The sequence below is a fragment of the Acaryochloris sp. IP29b_bin.137 genome (genome assembly GCF_028285745.1).
In the GTDB taxonomy this organism is placed as follows: domain Bacteria; phylum Cyanobacteriota; class Cyanobacteriia; order Thermosynechococcales; family Thermosynechococcaceae; genus Acaryochloris.
The window spans coordinates 1-20039 of sequence record NZ_JANQOP010000090.1 but is presented as its reverse complement, the minus strand read 5'-3'; the positions used below and the strand labels follow the sequence as shown (position 1 = coordinate 20039).

General features: G+C 47.8%; 16 protein-coding genes and 3 pseudogenes. 8 read left to right on the top strand and 11 right to left on the bottom strand.

The features are described from left to right. Positions 1 to 832, top strand: an 832-nt coding sequence (locus Q0991_RS06740; RefSeq protein WP_299486663.1) for an MBL fold metallo-hydrolase, incomplete at its 5' end; no start/stop codon positions are given. A 15-nt stretch (positions 833 to 847) separates the two neighbouring features. Here Q0991_RS06740 and carB read toward each other — a convergent pair. Both carB and Q0991_RS06730 read right to left on the bottom strand, forming a co-directional pair. Beyond that, positions 848 to 4090, bottom strand: coding sequence for a carbamoyl-phosphate synthase large subunit (gene carB / locus Q0991_RS06735; protein ID WP_299486661.1), 3243 nt, complete (start codon positions 4088 to 4090; stop codon positions 848 to 850). Next, positions 4077 to 4202, bottom strand: coding sequence for a hypothetical protein (locus Q0991_RS06730; RefSeq protein ID WP_299486659.1), 126 nt, complete (start codon positions 4200 to 4202; stop codon positions 4077 to 4079). Before Q0991_RS06730 ends, carB begins: the two co-directional genes overlap by 14 nt. A 214-nt stretch (positions 4203 to 4416) precedes the next feature. On the opposite strand from Q0991_RS06730, the gene Q0991_RS06725 reads away from it, so the two are divergent. Together Q0991_RS06725 and Q0991_RS06720 are read left to right on the top strand one after the other, a co-directional pair. Beyond that, the gene (locus tag Q0991_RS06725) at positions 4417 to 4668 is read left to right on the top strand and encodes a helix-turn-helix domain-containing protein (RefSeq protein ID WP_299486657.1); all 252 of its coding nucleotides are present in this window, start codon (positions 4417 to 4419) and stop codon (positions 4666 to 4668) included. Continuing rightward, positions 4662 to 6422, top strand: a complete 1761-nt coding sequence (locus tag Q0991_RS06720; RefSeq protein WP_366524906.1) for a HipA domain-containing protein — start codon at positions 4662 to 4664, stop codon at positions 6420 to 6422. The genes Q0991_RS06725 and Q0991_RS06720 overlap by 7 nt, the downstream gene beginning before the upstream one ends. A gap of 71 nt (positions 6423 to 6493) precedes the next feature. On the opposite strand, the gene hemN is transcribed toward Q0991_RS06720, so the two are convergent. Both hemN and Q0991_RS06710 read right to left on the bottom strand, forming a co-directional pair. Continuing rightward, positions 6494 to 7888 (bottom strand): oxygen-independent coproporphyrinogen III oxidase, encoded by a 1395-nt coding sequence (gene hemN / locus Q0991_RS06715; RefSeq protein ID WP_299486655.1) that lies wholly within the window; start codon positions 7886 to 7888, stop codon positions 6494 to 6496. Positions 7889 to 7984: 96 nt separating this feature from the next. Then, positions 7985 to 8713, bottom strand: a pseudogene (locus Q0991_RS06710) (biliverdin-producing heme oxygenase). Positions 8714 to 9034: 321 nt separating this feature from the next. On the opposite strand from Q0991_RS06710, the pseudogene acsF reads away from it, so the two are divergent. Then, a pseudogene (gene acsF, locus Q0991_RS06705) lies at positions 9035 to 10103 on the top strand (magnesium-protoporphyrin IX monomethyl ester (oxidative) cyclase). Positions 10104 to 10304: 201 nt separating this feature from the next. Next, a complete protein-coding gene (locus tag Q0991_RS06700; protein WP_299486653.1) occupies positions 10305 to 10664 on the top strand; it encodes a hypothetical protein in 360 nt (119 codons plus the stop codon). Between the two features lie 37 nt (positions 10665 to 10701). On the opposite strand, the gene Q0991_RS06695 is transcribed toward Q0991_RS06700, so the two are convergent. From Q0991_RS06695 to Q0991_RS06680, 4 genes are all read right to left on the bottom strand, one after another. After that, positions 10702 to 11418, bottom strand: coding sequence for a pentapeptide repeat-containing protein (locus Q0991_RS06695; protein ID WP_299486651.1), 717 nt, complete (start codon positions 11416 to 11418; stop codon positions 10702 to 10704). A gap of 102 nt (positions 11419 to 11520) precedes the next feature. Beyond that, positions 11521 to 11883 (bottom strand): metalloregulator ArsR/SmtB family transcription factor, encoded by a 363-nt coding sequence (locus Q0991_RS06690; RefSeq protein ID WP_299486649.1) that lies wholly within the window; start codon positions 11881 to 11883, stop codon positions 11521 to 11523. 150 nt (positions 11884 to 12033) lie between these two features. After that, complete coding sequence (locus Q0991_RS06685) at positions 12034 to 12870, bottom strand: GNAT family N-acetyltransferase (RefSeq protein WP_299486647.1); 837 nt, start codon at positions 12868 to 12870, stop codon at positions 12034 to 12036. Between the two features lie 35 nt (positions 12871 to 12905). Continuing rightward, positions 12906 to 13340: an NADAR family protein gene (locus tag Q0991_RS06680; protein ID WP_299486646.1), complete on the bottom strand. Its 435-nt coding sequence runs from the start codon at positions 13338 to 13340 to the stop codon at positions 12906 to 12908. Positions 13341 to 14102: 762 nt separating this feature from the next. Between Q0991_RS06680 and Q0991_RS06675 the strand changes: the two genes are divergently transcribed. Further along, entirely contained in the window at positions 14103 to 14780 is a 678-nt protein-coding gene (locus Q0991_RS06675) for a diguanylate cyclase (protein WP_299486644.1), read from the top strand. A gap of 128 nt (positions 14781 to 14908) precedes the next feature. On the opposite strand, the gene Q0991_RS06670 is transcribed toward Q0991_RS06675, so the two are convergent. Continuing rightward, positions 14909 to 15697, bottom strand: coding sequence for an E3 ubiquitin ligase family protein (locus tag Q0991_RS06670; protein ID WP_299486633.1), 789 nt, complete (start codon positions 15695 to 15697; stop codon positions 14909 to 14911). A 723-nt stretch (positions 15698 to 16420) separates the two neighbouring features. Here Q0991_RS06670 and prfB point away from each other — a divergent pair. Both prfB and Q0991_RS06660 read left to right on the top strand, forming a co-directional pair. Continuing rightward, a pseudogene (gene prfB / locus Q0991_RS06665) lies at positions 16421 to 17531 on the top strand (peptide chain release factor 2). Further along, a complete protein-coding gene (locus Q0991_RS06660) occupies positions 17528 to 18187 on the top strand; it encodes a Fe2+-dependent dioxygenase (protein ID WP_299486631.1) in 660 nt (219 codons plus the stop codon). Before prfB ends, Q0991_RS06660 begins: the two are co-directional and overlap by 4 nt. A gap of 632 nt (positions 18188 to 18819) precedes the next feature. Here the strand turns inward: Q0991_RS06660 and Q0991_RS06655 are convergent. Together Q0991_RS06655 and ndk are read right to left on the bottom strand one after the other, a co-directional pair. Further along, entirely contained in the window at positions 18820 to 19470 is a 651-nt protein-coding gene (locus Q0991_RS06655; protein ID WP_299486629.1) for a DUF6348 family protein, read from the bottom strand. 66 nt (positions 19471 to 19536) lie between these two features. Further along, entirely contained in the window at positions 19537 to 19986 is a 450-nt protein-coding gene (gene ndk / locus Q0991_RS06650; protein WP_299486664.1) for a nucleoside-diphosphate kinase, read from the bottom strand. Between the last annotated feature and the right edge of the window lie 53 nt (positions 19987 to 20039).

Here is a 20039-nt window from a genome sequence, read left to right as displayed (position 1 = left end):
CATGGTGGTGAGTGACGGTACCCTATCCTTTCCACCAAACTTCTTTGTGCCCAAAGCCGACCCCAAGGCAGTGACAGCGGTACTGAAGGAGCATTTTCTCGGAACCAAAGATGTTTTAGCCCATATCAATGCCCTATACCTTGAAACCGATGAACATAAAGTTCTGATCGATACAGGCGCAGGAGCAGCCTTTGGTCCCACCGCTGGTCATCTGCTGAAAAATCTTGAAGCAGCAGGTATTACGGCCCCAGAGATTGACACAGTCATTTTGACCCACGCCCACCCAGACCATATCGGCGGTATTGTAGACGATAAGGGCCAGCTGCGGTTACCCAATGCCCAGTTCTATATCTCCCAGGTAGAGTCTGACTTTTGGCTGGCGGACACTGTGGAGCTGCCCAAATCCCTATTCGACGAGGAAACAAAGGCTAGGACGATTAAGGGGGCAAAGGAGAGACTAAGCGCTATTCAAGATAGGACGACCCTATTTGCCATGGGCAGTGAGGTCATTCCTCATATTCAAGCCGTTGATTCTAGTGGTCATACCCCCGGACAAGCTTCCTTCCTCATTACGTCTGGCGAAGAAAGTCTACTCACCACCGGAGATGTTTTCTTTAGCGATCCCCTTAACTTGGAAAACCCAGACTGGGAAGTGGCCTTTGATGGTGACCCTGAGCAGGGTGTAATCGCCCGTCGTCAGCTACTGGAAACGGTTACCGCCCAGCGCCGTCTGCTGTTGGTGCCCCATATGCCCTTCCCTGGGCTGGGTCACGTCAGAACTCAAGGGGATGCCTATGGTTGGGAACCGATCATCTGGCGGTTTGCCGTTTAGCTGATCCATTCAAAATCACTTCATTTGCAGATGATAGTCCTGAATCGCTTTCACATCCATTGTTTCTGATTGCAGTGATCGCAAGGCTGCTGCCGTCGCTTTTGCCCCTGCAATCGTCGTAATCAGCGGAATCTTGTAGGCTAGGGCTGACCGTCGAATCAAGCGGCCATCGGCATGGGCATCGCTACCAGAAGGGGTATTGAGAATCAGCTGCACTTGGCGATTTTTAATTAAATCCAGAACATTAGGGCGGCCTTCGTGCAGTTTGAGCACTGGAGCCACCTCAAACCCTTCGGCCTCCAACACCTTCTGGGTTCCAGCGGTAGCCACTAGCTTGAACCCTAGTTCGATTAAATCCCTAGCAATGGGAATCACCGCTTGCTTATCTCGATCGGTCATGGAGACAAACACGGAACCCGACTGAGGCAAATCCTGATGGGCCGAGAACTGGGACTTGGCAAAGGCTTTGCCAAAATCCGTATCAATCCCCATCGCCTCACCTGTGGAGCGCATTTCAGGACCGAGGATGGTGTCAGTACCGGGGAACTTAGCGAAGGGCAATACCGCCTCTTTAACCGAGATATGTCGAGGAATTCGCTCCTCTTTGATACCCAGATCAGCAAGGGTTTGGCCTGACATCAACCGCGCCGCCACCTGGGCCAAAGGCAGCCCAATGGCCTTGGACACAAAGGGAACTGTGCGGGAGGCTCTGGGGTTGGCTTCTAAGATATACACCTGCTCTCCCTGGACCGCGAACTGGAGGTTCATTAACCCAATCACATTCAATTGCTGAGCCAGTTGCTTACTCCACTCTCGGATGGTTGCTAGGGTTTCTTCCCCTAGCGAAAGAGTAGGAATGGCACAGGCAGAATCGCCCGAATGGACCCCCGCCTGTTCGATATGCTCCATAATGCCACCGATCACAACTTCACCAGTACGATCTGCGATCGCATCCACGTCCACTTCAATGGCATCTTCCAAAAACTTGTCGATCAGGATGGGATGATCCGGTTCCACTTGGACCGCAAAGGTCATATAGCGTTCAAGCTCTTCATCGGAATAGACAATCTCCATCGCCCGTCCTCCCAGCACATAGCTAGGCCGAACCACCACGGGATATTGAATGCGCTGGGCTACTTCAATCGCTTCCTGATTACTGCGGGCAATCCCATTCGGTGGTTGGGTGATATTGAGGGTATGGAGAATCTGCTCAAACCGCTCCCGGTCCTCAGCAATATCAATCGAGTCTGGTGACGTGCCCCAAATCTTGGGACCCTCTGGCTTCCCTTGCAAATAGGTTTGCAGGGGCACCGCCAACTTCAGCGGTGTCTGCCCGCCAAACTGGATAATAATCCCTTCTGGATTTTCTGCTTCTAGAATATTGAGCACATCTTCTTTTGTCAGCGGTTCAAAATAGAGGCGATCGCTAGTGTCATAATCCGTGGAGACTGTTTCCGGGTTGGAGTTGACCATAATCGTCTCGAAATCGTCTGCCTGCAAGGCATAGGAGGCATGGCAACAGCAATAGTCAAACTCAATGCCCTGGCCAATCCGGTTTGGTCCCGACCCTAGAATCATCACCTTGCGACGATCCGACGGCAACACCTCCGATTCCTGCTCATAAGTGGAATAGTAATAGGGCGTCAACGCTTCAAATTCTGCCGCACAGGTATCCACAGTTTTATAGGCTGGCACTACCCCCAACTGCTTGCGATAGTTGCGAACTTCATCCTCGTTGGCTTGGGTAGCAAAGGCAATCTGCGGATCACTAAAGCCCTGCTGCTTAATCTGCCACATCAGATCGGCGGTCAAATCATACAGATTGGTTTGCTTAAGATACTCTTCCGTCGTTAGCAGATCCTGGAAATGCCAGAGGAACCAGGGATCGATCCCGGTAATGTCGTAAATTTCTTCAACACTTAGTCCCGCCTGCAACGCATGGCGAACGGTATAGATGCGTTCAGGATTGGGATTCCGTAAACTCGCCCGAATCTGCTCTAGGCTCGGCAGGTTCTCAGCCTGGTCACAGCCCCAGCCAAATCGCCCTGTCTCTAAAGATCGCAACGCTTTTTGAAAGGATTCCTGGAAGGTGCGACCAATGGCCATTGCCTCTCCCACCGACTTCATTTGTGTGGTTAAAGCAGGCTCAGACCCAGGAAACTTCTCAAAGGCAAATCGGGGAATCTTGGTAACCACATAGTCGATGCTGGGTTCAAAGCTGGCTGGGGTCTTACGAGTAATATCATTGGGGATTTCGCTGAGGGTATAGCCCACCGCTAACTTGGCTGCGAACTTTGCGATTGGGAATCCGGTGGCCTTGGACGCCAGAGCCGAGGACCGAGATACTCGGGGGTTCATCTCAATCACGATCACCTCGCCATCGACGGGATTGACCGCAAACTGAATATTCGATCCCCCCGTTTCCACCCCGATTTCGCGGATAATCTTGATGGAAGCATCCCGCAGTCGCTGGTATTCCTTGTCTGTTAGGGTCTGGGCAGGGGCTACGGTGATTGAGTCCCCCGTATGCACCCCCATTGGATCGATATTTTCGATGGAGCAAATAATCACCACATTGTCGGCCAGGTCCCGCATGACCTCTAGTTCATACTCTTTCCAGCCAATCAGGGACTTCTCAATCAAAATCTGAGAAACGGGGCTGGCATCCAGACCGCTCTGGGCAATGGCTTCAAATTCTTCTTGGTTGTAGGCAATGCCTCCACCTGTGCCTCCCAAAGTAAAGGCAGGACGGACAATCAGAGGATAGGTACCAATTTCCTGGGCAATCTGCTGGGATTCCGCCATGGTCTCGGCCAAGCCCGACGGACAAACACCTAAGCCAATCCGCTCCATCGCTTCTTTAAACAATTTGCGGTCTTCCGCCATTTCAATGGCCGGAAGTTTAGCTCCGATCAGCTCCACATTATATTGGCCTAAAACCCCAGTCTTTGCTAGGGTCACCGCCAAGTTCAAAGCGGTTTGGCCTCCCATGGTGGGCAATAGAGCATCTGGTCGCTCCTTAGCAATCACCTTCTCCACCAATTCGGGGGTCAGGGGTTCAATATAGATTCGCTCTGCCGTCTCCGGATCCGTCATAATCGTGGCGGGATTAGAGTTAATCAGCACCACTTCATAGCCTTCGTCTCGCAGAGCTTTGCAGGCTTGGGTGCCAGAATAGTCAAATTCACAGGCTTGCCCAATCACAATTGGCCCAGAACCAATCAGCAGGATTTTGTGCAGATCTTCACGGCGAGGCATAAGCTAGGAACGTCTCAGAAATAGGCAGGTCGGGAGCTTGAGGATGAGTCAGGATAAATCCTGCTCGGGTGTAGTCAGGGACTTCAATTTCCACTTCTAAGGATTGTGACATCCTCTGGTTTTAACCGCTAGTCAATCTTGATGATTCGGTATCCTGAATGGATCCAAAATAACGCCCCCAGTTATGAAACTGATACAACAATCAATCCTATTTAATAGCTATAGCGCTTAAAATTACTTATATACGCTATAGCTATTATTTTTGCATTTAATATCTATAGCAATTAAAATTACTTATATACGCTGTAGCTATTATTTGCACTCACATGATTATTTCTTCACCCACAGTACTGGCTGAATATGCCAGAGATCGCCGCAAAAGGATGGGGCTTAACCAATCTGAAGTGGGGGATCGAACTGGGGTCAGACAAGTAACCGTCTCTGCGTTTGAAAATTGCCCAGCCAGTACCAAATTGGAGACCCTGTTTAAGTTGTTATCGGCATTAGAACTTGAGGTGCAAATCGTCCCGAAAGAGCAGGCTAGCAAAGCAAATCAAGGGTGGGATGAAGAGTGGTAAAGGCCAAAGCCAGTGGGACTCTACATGTATTAATAAATGGTCGTCTGGTCGGTTTTTGGCATCAGTCTACAACAGGAGCGAATACGTTCCAGTATGCAGAAGAATGGCTCGCAACCCCTGGTGCCCGTCCCTTATCCCTATCAATGCCTTTACGCAGCGCAGTTTACGAAGGGCCGCAGGTCTATAACTTTTTCGATAACTTGCTGCCAGATAGCAAAGCCATTCGAGACAGGATGCAAACGAGGTTTCAGACATTCACAAATCAACCCTTTGATTTGTTAAGTGAGGTAGGGAGTGATTGTGTAGGAGCAGTACAACTTTGCCATCAGTTGCCCGGACCAAACGTTAAAACAGTAACCAAGCAGGTTCTCACGAAAGCTGAAATTGCTGAACGTCTACGGAACTATAATATGGAACCTCTGGGTATGACTAGAGAGGTGGACGACTTTCGAATTTCAATTGCGGGTGCTCAGGAAAAAACTGGACTGCTGTGGCACAACCAGAAATGGTGCTTACCCACTGGACCGACACCCACAAGCCATATTTTCAAGCTCCCGATAGGGGTAATTGCTAACCACAATATCGATCTGAGCGAAAGCTGTGAAAATGAATGGCTCTGTTTGAAAATTGCCGAAGCTTTTGGATTGCCTGTAGCAAAGGCTGATATCCAGACGTTTGAAGATGTCAAGGTCTTGGTGGTAGAGCGATTTGACAGAAAGTGGTCAAGGGATAAGAGCTGGTTGATGAGGCTCCCCCAAGAAGACATGTGCCAAGTATTGGGAGTCGCTTCTGGCAACAAATATCAAGCAGACGGGGGACCAAGCATTGTCGAAATTATGAAGGTTCTGATGGGCTCCAAGCAACCCCAAGTCGATAGGGAGCAATTCTTTAAATCACAAATTTTATTTTGGCTATTGGCAGCAATAGACGGCCATGGCAAAAATTTCAGCGTTTACTTAGATCCTAATGCCAGCTATCGATTGACGCCCCTGTATGATGTGCTGTCAGCTTATCCATCAATGCAGATAAAAGAAATTCCTAAGCAAAAAGCAAAGATGGCAATGGCTCTAAAGGGTAAACAGAACCGCTATGAATGGTCGCAAATACAGCTTAGGCATTTTCTATCTACGGCGAAGGCTGCAGCGTTTTCAAAGAAACAAACAATCTCTCTTTTGCTAGAAATGCTGGAGAAGACTGAATTCATTGCCCAACAAGTTCAAGAGCAATTACCGAAAGATTTTCCTACCCATATTAGTCAGCCGATTTTAGAGGGGATGACATCTCTTGCAAAACAACATTTGCCAGCGTTGTACCAACTGATCGCAGATTACGCTGATGAAGGAGATTATGAAAGTGCCACTGCATTCTACAAAAAGGCAATCAGCATCAAAACTGAAGTCGGAGATGAGCAAGGACAGATTGGTCTTCTAAGACGTATCGCTAATCTATGCAATGATGATGGCGATTTCGAGCTAGCTATTAAATATCATTTAGTGGCTCTAGACATTGCAACTGTACATAATGACTTTCAAAATAAAGCAGCCATTCTCCGTGACATAGCGGATGTTTATCACAAACACCGAAGATTTGAGCATGCGATCGCATTCTACCTTCAAGCGCTTGAACTCCTAAAACTCAAAGAGCAAGTTCAAGATGACTCAAGTAGGATCGCTATTCTGAAACAAATAGAGCGAATTTACAAACATCAGGGAAAATCCCAACAAGTCCGCTCACTCTACGAAAAGTATGGCTAAATACGTTCTGCAATTTTGGCTACTCAGGACTGATGCGTTCGGCAAAAAAACACTAAAACGCCCCTATAAGGCTAAATTGATTGTGAAAATCGTTGATCAGTATGAGATCGCAAATAGGTATCAAACACCGCCGCAATATTGCGAATCAGTAAGCGCCCAGTGGGCGTGACCTGAATCTGGTTGGGAGATAACTCTACCAAACCATCCGCCGCCAAAGCTTGTAGAGCAGTCTTTTCCGCTGCAAAATATTGATCAAAATCTGGGTCAATATTCAGGTGGTACTTGTCTTCAAGAGCGGCTTGCGAAATCTGAAACTGGCACATCAGTTCCATAATTACTGCGCGGCGCACCTGATCGTCATCCCTTAACCCTACCCCTTTAGCAATGGGGAATGGGGTGTTGTCTAGGGCTTGGTAATAATCCTTGAGGCGCTTGTGATTTTGGGTATATACATCCTGAAGCATACTGATGGCCGAGAGCCCAAAACCCAGTAAATCCGACTCCGGTTTGGTCGTATATCCCTGAAAATTTCGGTGTAGTTGTCCTGCTTTTTGAGCTAAAGCCAACTCATCATTGGGTTTGGCGAAATGGTCCATCCCAATAAAGCGATATCCATTGCCCTCCAACTGGGTAATGGTCTGCTGCAACATTGCTAGCTTCTCTGCTTTGGGAGGAAGGGCATGGGCCGGCAATTGTCGCTGGACAGGGATTAACTGGGGCATATAGGCAAAGTTAAACACAGCAATCCGGTCAGGATTGAGTTGAATCGTTTTTTGCACCGTGTTGGCAAAGGTGGCCACCGTTTGATGGGGCAAGCCATAGATTAAATCCACATTCACACTGTCAAAGTCAGCTTCTTGAATCCAGCTGATCACGTTAACCAGCAACGCTTCCGGCTGAATGCGGTTGACGGCAATCTGGACCTGCGGATCAAAATCTTGAATGCCAAAGCTGATTCGGTTAAACCCCAGCTCTCGTAGGAAAAATACTGTATTGCGATCGATATAGCAGGGGTTCACCTCAATGGATATTTCTGCCGCCGGATCGAAAGAGAAGGCATCCTGCAAGGCATTCCAGAGCAGCTCAATTTGGGGCCAGCTTAAATAATTAGGTGTTCCTCCCCCCCAGTGGAGTTGGTGAACGTTGCGATCGCCCCCCACTTGCTCAGCCACTTGCTGAATATTCCGAATGAGGTATTGCAGGTAGGGATCAGCCACTTGTTTCCGCTGGGTGATCACCGTATTGCACCCACAAAAAAAGCAAGGGGTTTCACAAAAAGGAATATGGCAGTAGAGAGATAGGGGAATTTGCTGATCACGTCCCCTTGCCAGAGTTTGCTGAAATCGTTCAGCAGTAAATTCGGAGCTAAATTCTGTAGCGGGTGGATAGCTGGTATAGCGAGGCAAGGGTTGATCATACTTATTCAGTAATTCGAGATCACAGCGTACAGAAGACAGTAATTCCATAGGGGACTGACCTTATTCAGTAATAGTGCAGGACGGTAGCCCACCCCTCCAAACAATGGGCGGTGGGTCTGGTATGTCGGGTTTGTTTCCCGTCGATCAGGCAACGGAGGGTCGGGCAGGCTGGAGGGGAGGACGATTCTCTTGAAGAATGGACTGAAACGCTTCTTCTCCCAGAGCTGTTTGCAGATCGACTTCCAGGGATTGCATCAGGTCGCAATTCAGCCGAAAAGCGAGATTCGCTTCCTTCACAATCTGCTGAACCGTCTCTTGGCCAATGGGCAAATGATTTAAAACATCCCGATAGCGCTCTTTAAATCGCTTTTTGGCCTCTACGGAAGGCAAATCCTCAAAATCGTATAAGCGCGTCCCTTGTTTGAGGGGTAACGATAAGGCGGTTCGAGCGATTCTTTGCAGCTGTTGCCCTCCCTATAAATCTCCCATATAGCGAACATAGGCATGAGCAACCAATCGTTCTGGGGCCGTGAGACCTACAACACCAATGCGAGCCGCATATTGCAAGCCTGCTGTTCGAGGGCGGATATGCTGCTGCCAATCCTGGCCGTAGAAATAAGCCAAGTCCTGACGTAGATTATCCCGACGATTCAGAGAAGGCCAGTAAATCCGACCCAAGACTGGATGAGTTTGATGGGAATCGAGCTGCTGCTCCAAACTGTCATAGACAAAGTAGAGGTTCACCAGCAGTTCTCGAAACACGTCTAAACCGACCATGCCCTTCATCCAGGCTTTCATCAGGGCTGTGTTTTCAGCAAGAACGTGGGCATGCTGTGTCCCTTGACGGAGGGCAAAGGCTAAATTACAGCTCATAACGAATTTGATCTCCTGGGCAAATGGGTGTGCACTAGGAACCCCTGTCATTACAAGGGTTTGAGACCTAAATTACTCAAGGAATAGTTCAATAAGAGTAATTCAATAACAACTATATGGTCATTTAATTAAAATAGCAAAAATTTTTACCAAAATATTATGTATCCACACTATAAGTTCTTTCTGAAAGACTTTTAAGCCATATCTCTTTTTATTAAAAAACCGTAATGCAAGGTGTTTCTCACATCTTCTCTTTTAAACTACTCTATAGCTATAAAATTATTTGGCACTCCACTTTAGAGCATAAGAGAGCAGATTCCCATGGTTCAAACCGCCCCTCAGCCCAGCTCACCATCTGTCGTCAAGCAGAATGTTCAAGAGAATATTTTGACTCCTCGCTTTTATGTCACCGATTTTGAAAAGGCCGCAGCGTTAGATTTAACCGCCCAAGCAGACGGTTTGGAAGCGATGTTGGCGGAGATGAAGGCCGACTATAACCGTTTCCACTTTGTTCGGGATGACGCCTTTGAGCAATCTTGGGATCACATCACAGGTGAAGAGCGAGAAGCATTTTTAGACTATCTGGAGCGATCCTGCGTCTCTGAATTTTCAGGGTTTTTACTCTTTAAGGAATTATCCCGGCGACTAAAAGGGAAAAGCCCGTTACTGGCAGAGATTTTTAGCTTAATGGCACGAGATGAAGCCCGCCATGCTGGATTTCTCAATAAGTCCATGGGGGATTTTAAGCTCTCACTGGATTTAGGCAAGCTCACGAAACAGCGGACCTACACCTTATTTTCCCATTGAATGGGTGCTCTATACGGTTTATCTCTCTGAAAAAATTGGTTACTGGCGCTACATCATTATTTATCGGCATTTAGAACATCACCCCGAACATCACTTTTATCCCTTGTTTAACTACTTCGAAAGCTGGTGTCAGGACGAAAATCGTCATGGCGATATCTTTAAGGCCTTGGTGCGATCGCAACCCCAACTTTGGAATACCTGGAAATCGAGATTGTGGAGTCGCTTCTTTCTACTCACGGTATTTGTCACCCATTCTTTGACCGTGCAGGAGCGCCATACCTTCTATGAAATGTTGGGCCTCGACCCCACCGACTTTGATGCAGAGGTGATTCGGAAAACCAATGAAACCGCCGCGCGTGCCTTCCCGGTGTATCTCAACGTGGACCATCCCCAGTTCTTTCCTCGGCTGCATCGTTGTAGCGATCGCAACCTTCAACTCAAAGCCATTGACGCAGCGAATTCACCCAAACTACTCAAGTGGCTCCGTAAAGCCCCTCACCTATTGGGCATCGTTGGGGATTTCCTACGCCTGTATTGGATCACGCCGCTTGATGCAGAACAACTGCGGGGCGAGATTCACTAGCCCTCAGGTTCATTAGACCTCAACAGAAGCTAGCGCTGGGAGGTTGTCACCTTTGCAGAGACACCCAAAAACCTTCATGAGAGAATTTCAGCGTTCTTACGGAGTGATTTTTTTGCAGTTCTGTTTACCCTAGATATATCTGGGAACAACAATATTCGATTGTGACCCTCATCTTTGAGCCATCAATCCTCAAACCTGATCATGATTGCGGACGATATCACGGATTATTATTTAGAACATTCTCAACCGACGTTCACAGCCTCTAGCACGGCCTCGCTCAACCTGCCGATTATCGAATCTTGGCGTTGCATTAACATTAGCAACCATGTGATTATTCGTGGACAGATCTTTAACCATCCCAAGTATCCAGCGGGAAAATCACTGAAATCTTCCTCCATTCAGGGGTGCCTGGCCAAAGCGGGGCGAGTCTACGTGACGACGAAGAACTCTATGTATGAACTGGGTACCCCCCATCCTGATTTTGCAGGAGATGTCCAAGATTGGATGAACAACCCAGACCATCCACCCGTGGAGAAATTGACTTACTGGGGAGAGGCCTAGCCATCTTCTCGCAGCGTCTCCAAATTCTTGGCAGCGCTTAGGGATAAGTCTGCCCATCTGGCATAATGGCTCCCGCAAATTGGGCACCCCCCAAATCCGTCCCCGTTAAATCGGCCTGGCGGAGGTTAGCCTCTTGCAGCCAAGCACCTCGCAGATCGGCATAGCTTAGATCGGCCTGTTGCAGATCAGCTCCCCTTAAATCCGTTGGCACCTGTCCCCCCCATCCTTGCTGACTCAAGTTTGCTCGGCAGAGTTTAGCGCCTACTAAGATGGCATGGGCCAACGTGGCTCCACTCAACTGGGCATAATTCAACGCCGCATGGCTTAGATCGGCCTCCCCTAAATCAGTGCCCTGATCCAAGGAGGGTCTTAAATCTACCTCATATAAAATAGCCCCCGTGAGATTGGCCTGCCTTAAATTGGTTCCACACAAGCTGGCTTTATAGAGGTTGGCATTGGCCAGATTAACCTGGACTAATTTAGCCCCACTCAAATCGGCTTCTCGTAAAGTTGCGCTGCTCAGATCGGCACCGCTTAAATCCGCCCCCCATAGCAGGGCTTCACTAAAATCTGCCTCCCTAAACGTTCCATGACTGAAATTGGTACGTCCAAGCCGAGCTTGCCGTAGATCCGCCCGACTCAGATCAATACCTGCCAAATCAGCCTTCACAATTTCTGCTTCTAGAAGTTGACTGCGGGCAAAGTCTCGCTGTCCGGCGGCATAGGACTGCATCAGCTGGTTAAGAGACTGCATCTTATACGGTTCTCCTGAGCTTCACAAACGGGTCGACAAGAGAAAGCCCTCACAGTTTAAACCGTGAGGGTTAGACGCAGTTAATCTCTTGCGTGTTCAGTACTATGGCGATTTGCTGAAGGATTTGAATTGATTAAATTTCTGTGCCTGCTGCAATAAGCGATCGCTAATGGAATCACACACTGATTCACACAGCTCAAACACCAATGGATCGACAATCTCATAATAAGCACTGACGCCACTGGGGGTGCGGGAGAGGAGGCCCGCCTGGGTCAAAACCTTTAAGTGCTTGGAAAGATTGGCTTGCCCTAGCCCAGTCGCATCCACTAAATCGTTAACCGTCATGGGTCCTGCCCTGAGGTTACTGAGAATCTGTAAGCGACTGACCTCTGAAAGAACCTTAAAATAGTCAGCCACCGCCATCAGAACTTCTGGGGAAACTTGTTTGGTCACCGTATCGGACATGGGGAAATTGAACCAAAAAGAAGGCTATCAACACGATTATATAACTATATAACCTTTTATGGATAAATCTTGTTATAGATAAATCTTGCCTTGGGGACTGGCAAAAACTTGGATCCGTTGAAGATTCTTGATTAGTAGATTTCCCTTCAACTAGACAAAGCGATAGTCATGCCAGTCACAGACGGGTTCGTAGCCAATCGTCTGGTAAATATGGTTAGCTGTTGGATTAGTAATATCAGTAAAGAGGCAACATCGCTGCGCCCCTTTATCCAGCAACATCTGACTGATCGCCGCGACACAGGCCGTTGCATAACCCCGCCGCCGAAACTCGGGTGGTGTATACACAGGGCCAATCCGGCCCCCGCCCGGTTGGGAAAGGCGCCCAGCGACCATAGATACGATCTGACCGTCGCACCATACATAGAGATTTTGGCGCTTAAGCTGCAGATCGAGAATCCGTTCGATATCCCCTTCAATGTCGCCTAAGGCTTCCTGGGAGAATGCTTTCGACCACTGCAAAAGCTGGAGGCGATCGCGCCTCGTTGCCACTCGCAAATAGCCCTGGGCACGGTCTTGACTGCGCACTTGGGTCAACTGGTGAATCCGCAGATGCATCTTTAAAAGACTAGATTGGCCCGTCAGGCTTTGCCACGTTTGAGCAAAGGCCTGAGCTTCGCTGGCAAAGCTATTAATGCCGCTGAGAGCCGTCGAAGCGGCGTGAAAATAGTCTGCCATGAGTTCTAGCGCGGCAAAATCTTCTACCTTCGACAGCACAAAATTATAAGGAGGCGTTCGGGTCCCGACCGCTTGCAGCCTGCCCGCCGATTCAACAACCAACAGATCAGGAGGACTGACAAAAGATTCTGGAGCGCGGATCAGCGCACTCTGAATGCCCAGCAAAAGATTATGTTCAGCTGGATAGTGCAAGAGGTGAGACTGGGTGCGATCGCGAAACGCTACTGCGTCTTCAAATAGGATTAATTTCATGAATTCACATGACCGAAGCGCGAGCGGCTCTGGTGCTATCGCAATAGTGCTCGCACGTCCATTAAAATTTTCCCCAGCCTATTTTTCCCACTCCCATCCCGACCACAGCCCCAGTAGTAATCATTAGGGGCATTTTCTACTAGGTCTTGATTCCCCGTAGATAGCAGAATTTTACGGATGTCTGCATGGGTCTCAAATTTGCAAAGCACCCCTTTACGCATCACATTATCTTTCACCTGTTCCCAGTCTGGACGAAGTGGGCGAGTGCGTTGCCGCCCCAAACGAGCCGCATCTTTGGGCGCTTTCACCTGGCGAATTTGGGCAACATGGGGAGTACCCACAAATTTTTGCGCTTGGAAATAATGTTCACTGGTTGGCCACCAGAAATCATCTAAGGTAAACCCATGAGCTGAAAAATTAGAAAAACAACCATAAGGGTTTTCTCTACTTGAATAGAAGTAAATTGCCATCTTTTTCTACTTATAAATCGCTCTAATTCCCCTAAACTCAGGATAGGCTGAAAAGGAGGGATATTTATCCACTCAAATTATTTTAAATTTCCATCCTGGGGAGCACTGATTAGCTTTTTATCGTCAGTTCTGCCTCAACCCCTAATGGGATGGATACAAGGAGTTACCTGGGCTTTCGAGAAGGAATTAAACGCTTAACAAATAAAAATCTTGAATTCGTTCAATCTGGGTGCCTGAAACACGATTAACTCCAATTTAATCTATTCTTTCGGGAATGATGGCTGATTGGTCCATTTTTCATAACGGCATCTCAGGTCTATGTTTACTGAAGAATTGGATCCATAAAATGGGCGCACTGTTTTTGTATTACAACATACTACAAGCCAGGATTGTCTAGAGGTAATCCGGCCCCCGCAGATGATGTTTTCGACTAAGACGAACAAAATTCGGCATCAAAAACTTTTGTCACAGAAATAATCAATGGTTATCCATTGTTGCGTTAAGATAGATTTGCATTTTTTATTAGAATATTGTGTTCTTGACCTGAAATAGCCATTTTCCATAGCTTTCAAGCGACTTAGAATTGATTCTTCCCCCTGTACATACCCACGTTGAGCTTGCCAATTGCAACTCAGCCAATGCAGCCTCTGGGTGAGAGGCCATCGGTACCGGGTCATGTCTTAGAGTGATGCATAATCATTCTCTATTTAAGTGGGGGGGAGTTGGTGATTCCGCTTTGATTCAGATCTACGGAGTACTAGCGTGTCTTTTCTACCGCCTTTTTATTCAGAGGATTTGTCTGAACCGTCCGATGCCTTTGAGCCATCAAAACAGTCTAAACCGCTTAGAGTGAAGACATTTACGCTGCGATTGTGGCAGACCCTGCAACCGACCCATCTCTATCAACAAACAGTGCAGCGATGGACTCGCAAAAGCGTTGTCCAAGTATCGTTGCGGTCGCACTTTGATGCTCGATTAACCAGCGATTGGCAACGCCTAGAACAAGAGCGACATCCCCTATCTCTATTTCTCTGCGAAATTGATGACTTTGAACAATTGCGCCGACAGTATGGCGATCCGGCTTGTAACACTGCCATTGCACAAGTGATTAAGGTGATTCACGCCAATGTTGATCGCTCTAAAGATATGCTTGCCCGATACCATGGCGATACCTTTGCTGTTTTGCTTCCCCACACCTCTATTGATGAGGCGGCCTGCATTGCTAAGAAGATTCGACTTCGTGTCAAAGCGCTAAAAGAGACTGAATCTTGGTCTCCTCCTTTGCCAGAACAGAGCATTACCCTAAGCTTAGGAATTGCCACGATTGTACCCACTTCAAAATTAACCCCTCTCAACCTAATCGCTGCGGCGGAACAATCCCTCCGTCAAGCCCAAAGGGCTGGAGGCAATCGCATCATCCTCCAAGAAGGGGGAAGGTAAAACGATAGGTTGCTAAACCCCGAACTTACTGATACCAGACCGGTTTAGAGGGCAGTGTAAGATATCGAATCGAATCTCTGTGTTTCACTGGGGTGGTTAGGGTGCTGCTGTAGAAGCAATTCCATTCGCTAGGCAGATACTAGACTTAGGATGAGTAACAGCACTCCAACGACTAAAGTAGAAAGCATTCCATAGAATGCATAGGTGACAGACATTTGTGTGGATTGGGCCAGCGCTCCCTCAGATTTGAGAGAAATCAAAAACCGCTGCCCCTTGGTCGTTGGATTCTCAAGGATTAAGCTTTGGTTAAAATCGCTGACCTGAGCTACCACAAACACCTGATACTGCACGGGCAATACCGATTCTTGATAGCGAAAGCCGATGATCTGCCAGTTGGTCTCTAAGCTGGGCGATAGAGGCAAGCGATCAGAGAACAGTCTGCCAGACGGTTGTTCAGAGCTGAAGTCATCTAGTACGGGGATTGTTTCAATTTGGGCACCCTCAGGGTCGACCCAAATTTCTCCCGTATCATCTTGTAAAAAGAACGGTACGGACTGGCAATGTTGAGACAGGGTTTCTGACCCACTTTGGGTTTTGGTGATCGGATTGTTATCCCCGTCTCGTTCGGTCACGTATTCTTCATATTCCCGAACAACCGTCGTATGATAGTGCACACAAGGCACCTGCTTAAGTTCAGACATTAAGGGTTGGTCACATTGGATGGTGCCCCTTAGTTTGACGTAATCTCGCCAACTACCAACGCCCATTTCTAAGGCAATTTCACTGGCTAAATGGTTTAATTCGGCAATGCTAGCGGGCCGGGCCAGCCTCAAGCTCTCTATTTTGCGCTTAAGGCTGGAATAAACAAAAAACAGAGTGATACCAATCGCGATAAAAATCACGCCAATAATCTTCATGGAGAATCAAACTCCTGTTGGCAACCGTCTGCTTAAAATAGCTGTAATGCCCCCAAAGTTTTACCCTAATGTGTGTCTAGTGGGTATGGATATTCCATGGCGGCCCCAGACCTTTTAGCTAAAAATAGCTAAGCTTGATTTTACACTGCTGAGAGGAAACTCAGTAGATCAAGCGGGTAACCGTTCCTCCATGCTGATGTCAACTCGATGCTGAGCAGTATGGGAAGGGCCAATGAAGGCTTCAGCTGTTTAAATACAATCATCTGAGATTCAATTCAAGAATCAACTACCGTGCCCATCAATCAATGTGCTTTTCTCCTCGCTCAAAAATGAAGGCCCCGATGATTGGACGCATTCTCTCTATGATGTGTTCACTTTTTTATCTTTATTTATGGTTTTTATATATCGATAACCAATCACTCAGTTTTTTAGATAGTTCTTTTTGAAAAACGTTCAAACAGATGAGAACTAGATTTGTATCAGTTTGAAGATTTATGATTTTGCCGCAAAAGGAGGGTGCTGGAAAAGGAATTATTCTACAGTCCCATCGATAGCCCCCGTAAGGAAAGGAACGTTCCAACCATATTGCTCTGCCCCAGCACAAAAAACCTTCTAGACACCCTCCAGGCAGATTGGACTTGGAGGACAAGCTGGAAAACGGTTGACTTCTGGATGAATCCTCTACAATCAAGGATGTATTTGATTAACCCCATCAGTTTGACCATGGAAGTGTTAGAGCTAAAGCGAGAAGTCGAGCAATTGTCTGAGCGCCTGGGTAAAACTCAGGAGTACCTTTGACCTACCTGCTCTGAATGCACAAATTAACGATCTGGAACAACTCGCCGCCCAGCCAGATTTTTGGGATGAACAGGAGAAAGCTCAGAAAGTTTTACAGGATCTCAACGACCTAAAAGCCCACCTCACGCAACTCCAAGGTTGGCAAAGGACATTAGAGGATGCCGAAGCCTTAGTCGAGTTGCTACAGCTCGAAGTAGATACAGCCCTGCTACAAGAAGCTGAGAGTAATCTAGAACAGCTCAATCAACAGCTCGATCAATGGGAATTACAGCAGCTACTATCGGGTCCCTATGACAAAGTCGGGGCTGTCCTCACCATCAATACGGGGGCAGGCGGCACCGATGCTCAAGACTGGGCTGAGATGCTGCTCCGTATGTATACTCGCTGGTCCGAACGTCAAGGGTACAAAGTCCACTTGGCAGAACTGTCAGAAGGGGATGAGGCTGGCATCAAGTCAGCCACGTTGGAAGTAGAAGGGCGCTATGCCTATGGCTACCTGAAGGCGGAGAAAGGAACCCACCGCCTGGTTCGCATTTCCCCCTTTAATGCCAATGGCAAACGCCAAACGAGCTTTGCCGGGGTGGAGGTGATGCCTCAGCTAGATCATGAAGTCGAGCTGGAGATTCCCGATACGGACTTGGAGATTACCACCTCACGATCGGGCGGCAAGGGTGGCCAAAATGTGAACAAAGTGGAAACGGCAGTACGCATCGTCCATATTCCCACGGGATTAGCAGTGCGTTGTACCCAGGAGCGATCGCAACTGCAAAACAAAGACAAGGCGATGGCACTGCTGAAAGCAAAATTGCTGGTCATTGCCCAAGAGCAAAAGGCCCAGGAAATTGCCGATATTCGTGGTGATGCGGTGGAAGCGGCCTGGGGAAACCAGATTCGTAATTATGTGTTTCATCCCTACCAAATGGTGAAGGACTTGAGGACTAATCAAGAGACCACCGCCATTGAAAATGTCATGGATGGTGATTTGGATAATTTTATTGAGGCGTACTTGCGTCAGGAGAATCAGATTGCCTCATGATCTTGACGATTGACGAGGTGCTGACCGCCGAAGAACTCACGGAGATTACAGATTTGCTGGCAACGGCAGAATTTGTGGATGGTAAAACGACAGCAGGCTGGCATGCCAAGTTGGTCAAAAATAATACTCAACTGGCTGGTCAAGCAGATTGCAATTTGGATCTAAAGGAGCGCGTGAAATCAGCGCTTCTGCGTCATCCCCTATTTAAGATCGCCATTCAACCTCGTTCGATTCATACCCTGCTGTTTAGTCGGTATCAGCAAGGCATGTCCTACGGAGATCATGTGGATAATGCCTTTATGGGGGGCGCTCGCTCTGATGTGTCTTTTACGCTATTTCTCAACTCGCCTGATGATTATGAAGGGGGGGAACTCTGTGTGGAGTTGGCCGATGGGGTTCATACCTATAAATTGGCGGCTGGATCTGCGATCGCATATCCTTCTTCCACGATTCATCGGGTAGAGACGGTCACCTCAGGGACACGATTGGTGGCGGTGGGCTGGGTCCAGAGCCTGGTCCGCGACCCTCAACAACGAGAGCTGTTATTTGATTTGGATACGGCACGGCGCTCCCTCTTCGCCAGCCACGGGAAAACGCCTGAATTTGACCTTATTTCTAAAAGCCATGCCAACTTGCTGCGCCAATGGGCTGAGTAAAAGTGGCAGCCAGTGTTCTGGCGGAGTAACAATAAATTTTAATGAGATAAAAACTTATACCCAACCTTATACAAGGTAGACGCCAGCATTAACGCGATCGCAAACTTAGGCCTGAAATACTAATAAGTAAGGTAATGAAATGACTTTAAGTTTCCATATTTAAAGTCGACAATTTAACTCAAAAGACAACTACAACCCATTGGTTCAAATACCGTGGGCCTGAGGGGATCTCCCAATGATCAGAGCAGTACTGCAACGATCGGGGTGTCCTTAGGCTTTGAGATACATTACTCAGGATCTGCTCAAGCTGGACCCTTTAGCAAAAATAATCCTGGGAGATGAATCAACTTTCAATAGGTAGGAAGCAGTCTATGGGGGGAAACAGAGAACGCTTGAGTCGAAAAAGCATAACCACGACCCAGCTTTCTGAGTCATTGATGAGTCATTGATTAGAACAAGAGCTGATATGGAGATCTGATGCCCAATTCTGTTTAACACAGAATCCAGTAATTAAGTTTTAACCTCACAGCAGATACCTATACCCCATCGGTTTTAGCCATAGTACCGATGGGTTTTTTTCTATGTAAGCTCGAATCTATACAGAGGTTAATTTAACCATTGCAAGTCGTCTATCAAGGGCTAGTCTTGACATCCTTCGCCAGAACTAGGAAGTTGCGTACGCTAGAGTAACCCGCGACTTGGGGCCAGGGAATGCTTTTGAGTGCGACTTCACCCTGTTGCCAAGGCTCATTATTTATCAAAGCTTCGAAAATTTGCTGATTGCCAACTTGACAATAAAAAGTGCGGAACCAATGTAACTCTGACGTGAGGGGGGTGTTAAAGATCGCCGTCTCAATTGAGGTAAACGCTGACTTGGGAACGGAAATATTTTGTGCCTGGGAAGCGCGCCGAGAAAAATTACCAACGAAAACTTTCCAATCCGTTCCGCCAATAGACCAGCGCTCAGTTGTGACTTGTTCGGGATCGTTTTTTCCATATAGGCTGGCCAACAAAACGTGAAATGAACCCAGAACAAAATTTTGTACACCATCCATGAGGGCGTGATTTCCTTCCCCCAAGCCTGCAAAACTTTCGATTAGTGTATTGCCATTTGCCAGCAAAACCTCTACATCCAAGCGGCCAGCGCCCTTAGCCGACGGAGGATGCCAAAGACATCGAATGGCAGGCAGTTGACCAGAAGGAAATACCCAATCGTTTTCAACGGTACATGAAATATCATGGGCATTAAACAGGCGAATTAAGACATCTGCAAGAGTTGTCATGTACATACCGCTTTTCATGAGCCTAACCTGACACTCATCCCAAGACGGGATGAGTGCGAGAAAGGATTATTCGTAAATCCAGGCGGTTAAGGTCGGAGACCAATCTGCTAAGTCTTCTGGCTTAAACCACAGGCTGATTTCTCGCTGAGCGGTTTCAACGGCATCGGAACCATGAATGATGTTACGGCCAATATCAATGCCAAAGTCGCCTCGAATAGTTCCGGGCTCTGAGTTGAGCGGATTGGTGGCACCAATAATTTTACGGGCTGCCGCAACAACATCTTTACCTTCCCAAACCATGGCGACAACGGGACCAGAGGTAATGAAATCAACGAGGCCGCTAAAAAAGGGTTTCTCCTTATGCTCACCATAATGTTGCTCTGCTAACTCGCGGCTCACCACCATGAGTTTAAGCCCCACCAACGTAAACCCTTTGGCTTCATAACGGCTGATAATTTCCCCCACCAGACCCCGCTGGACACCGTCTGGTTTTACGGCCAAAAATGTTCGTTCCACAGAATTAATACTCCCTTCAGGGTTTACATCCTTATCTATGCTCAGAAAAGATG

Coding starts and splice junctions, on each gene's coding strand:
- Q0991_RS06680 (WP_299486646.1), bottom strand. CDS start 13,340: ATGGCAATTTACTTCTATTCAAGTAGAGAAAACCCTTATGGTTGTTTT.
- Q0991_RS06660 (WP_299486631.1), top strand. CDS start 17,528: ATGATCTTGACGATTGACGAGGTGCTGACCGCCGAAGAACTCACGGAG.
- Q0991_RS06685 (WP_299486647.1), bottom strand. CDS start 12,870: ATGAAATTAATCCTATTTGAAGACGCAGTAGCGTTTCGCGATCGCACC.
- Q0991_RS06690 (WP_299486649.1), bottom strand. CDS start 11,883: ATGTCCGATACGGTGACCAAACAAGTTTCCCCAGAAGTTCTGATGGCG.
- hemN (WP_299486655.1), bottom strand. CDS start 7,888: ATGGAATTACTGTCTTCTGTACGCTGTGATCTCGAATTACTGAATAAG.
- Q0991_RS06725 (WP_299486657.1), top strand. CDS start 4,417: ATGATTATTTCTTCACCCACAGTACTGGCTGAATATGCCAGAGATCGC.
- Q0991_RS06655 (WP_299486629.1), bottom strand. CDS start 19,470: ATGACAACTCTTGCAGATGTCTTAATTCGCCTGTTTAATGCCCATGAT.
- Q0991_RS06730 (WP_299486659.1), bottom strand. CDS start 4,202: ATGTCACAATCCTTAGAAGTGGAAATTGAAGTCCCTGACTACACCCGA.
- Q0991_RS06695 (WP_299486651.1), bottom strand. CDS start 11,418: ATGCAGTCTCTTAACCAGCTGATGCAGTCCTATGCCGCCGGACAGCGA.
- Q0991_RS06670 (WP_299486633.1), bottom strand. CDS start 15,697: ATGAAGATTATTGGCGTGATTTTTATCGCGATTGGTATCACTCTGTTT.
- Q0991_RS06700 (WP_299486653.1), top strand. CDS start 10,305: ATGATTGCGGACGATATCACGGATTATTATTTAGAACATTCTCAACCG.
- carB (WP_299486661.1), bottom strand. CDS start 4,090: ATGCCTCGCCGTGAAGATCTGCACAAAATCCTGCTGATTGGTTCTGGG.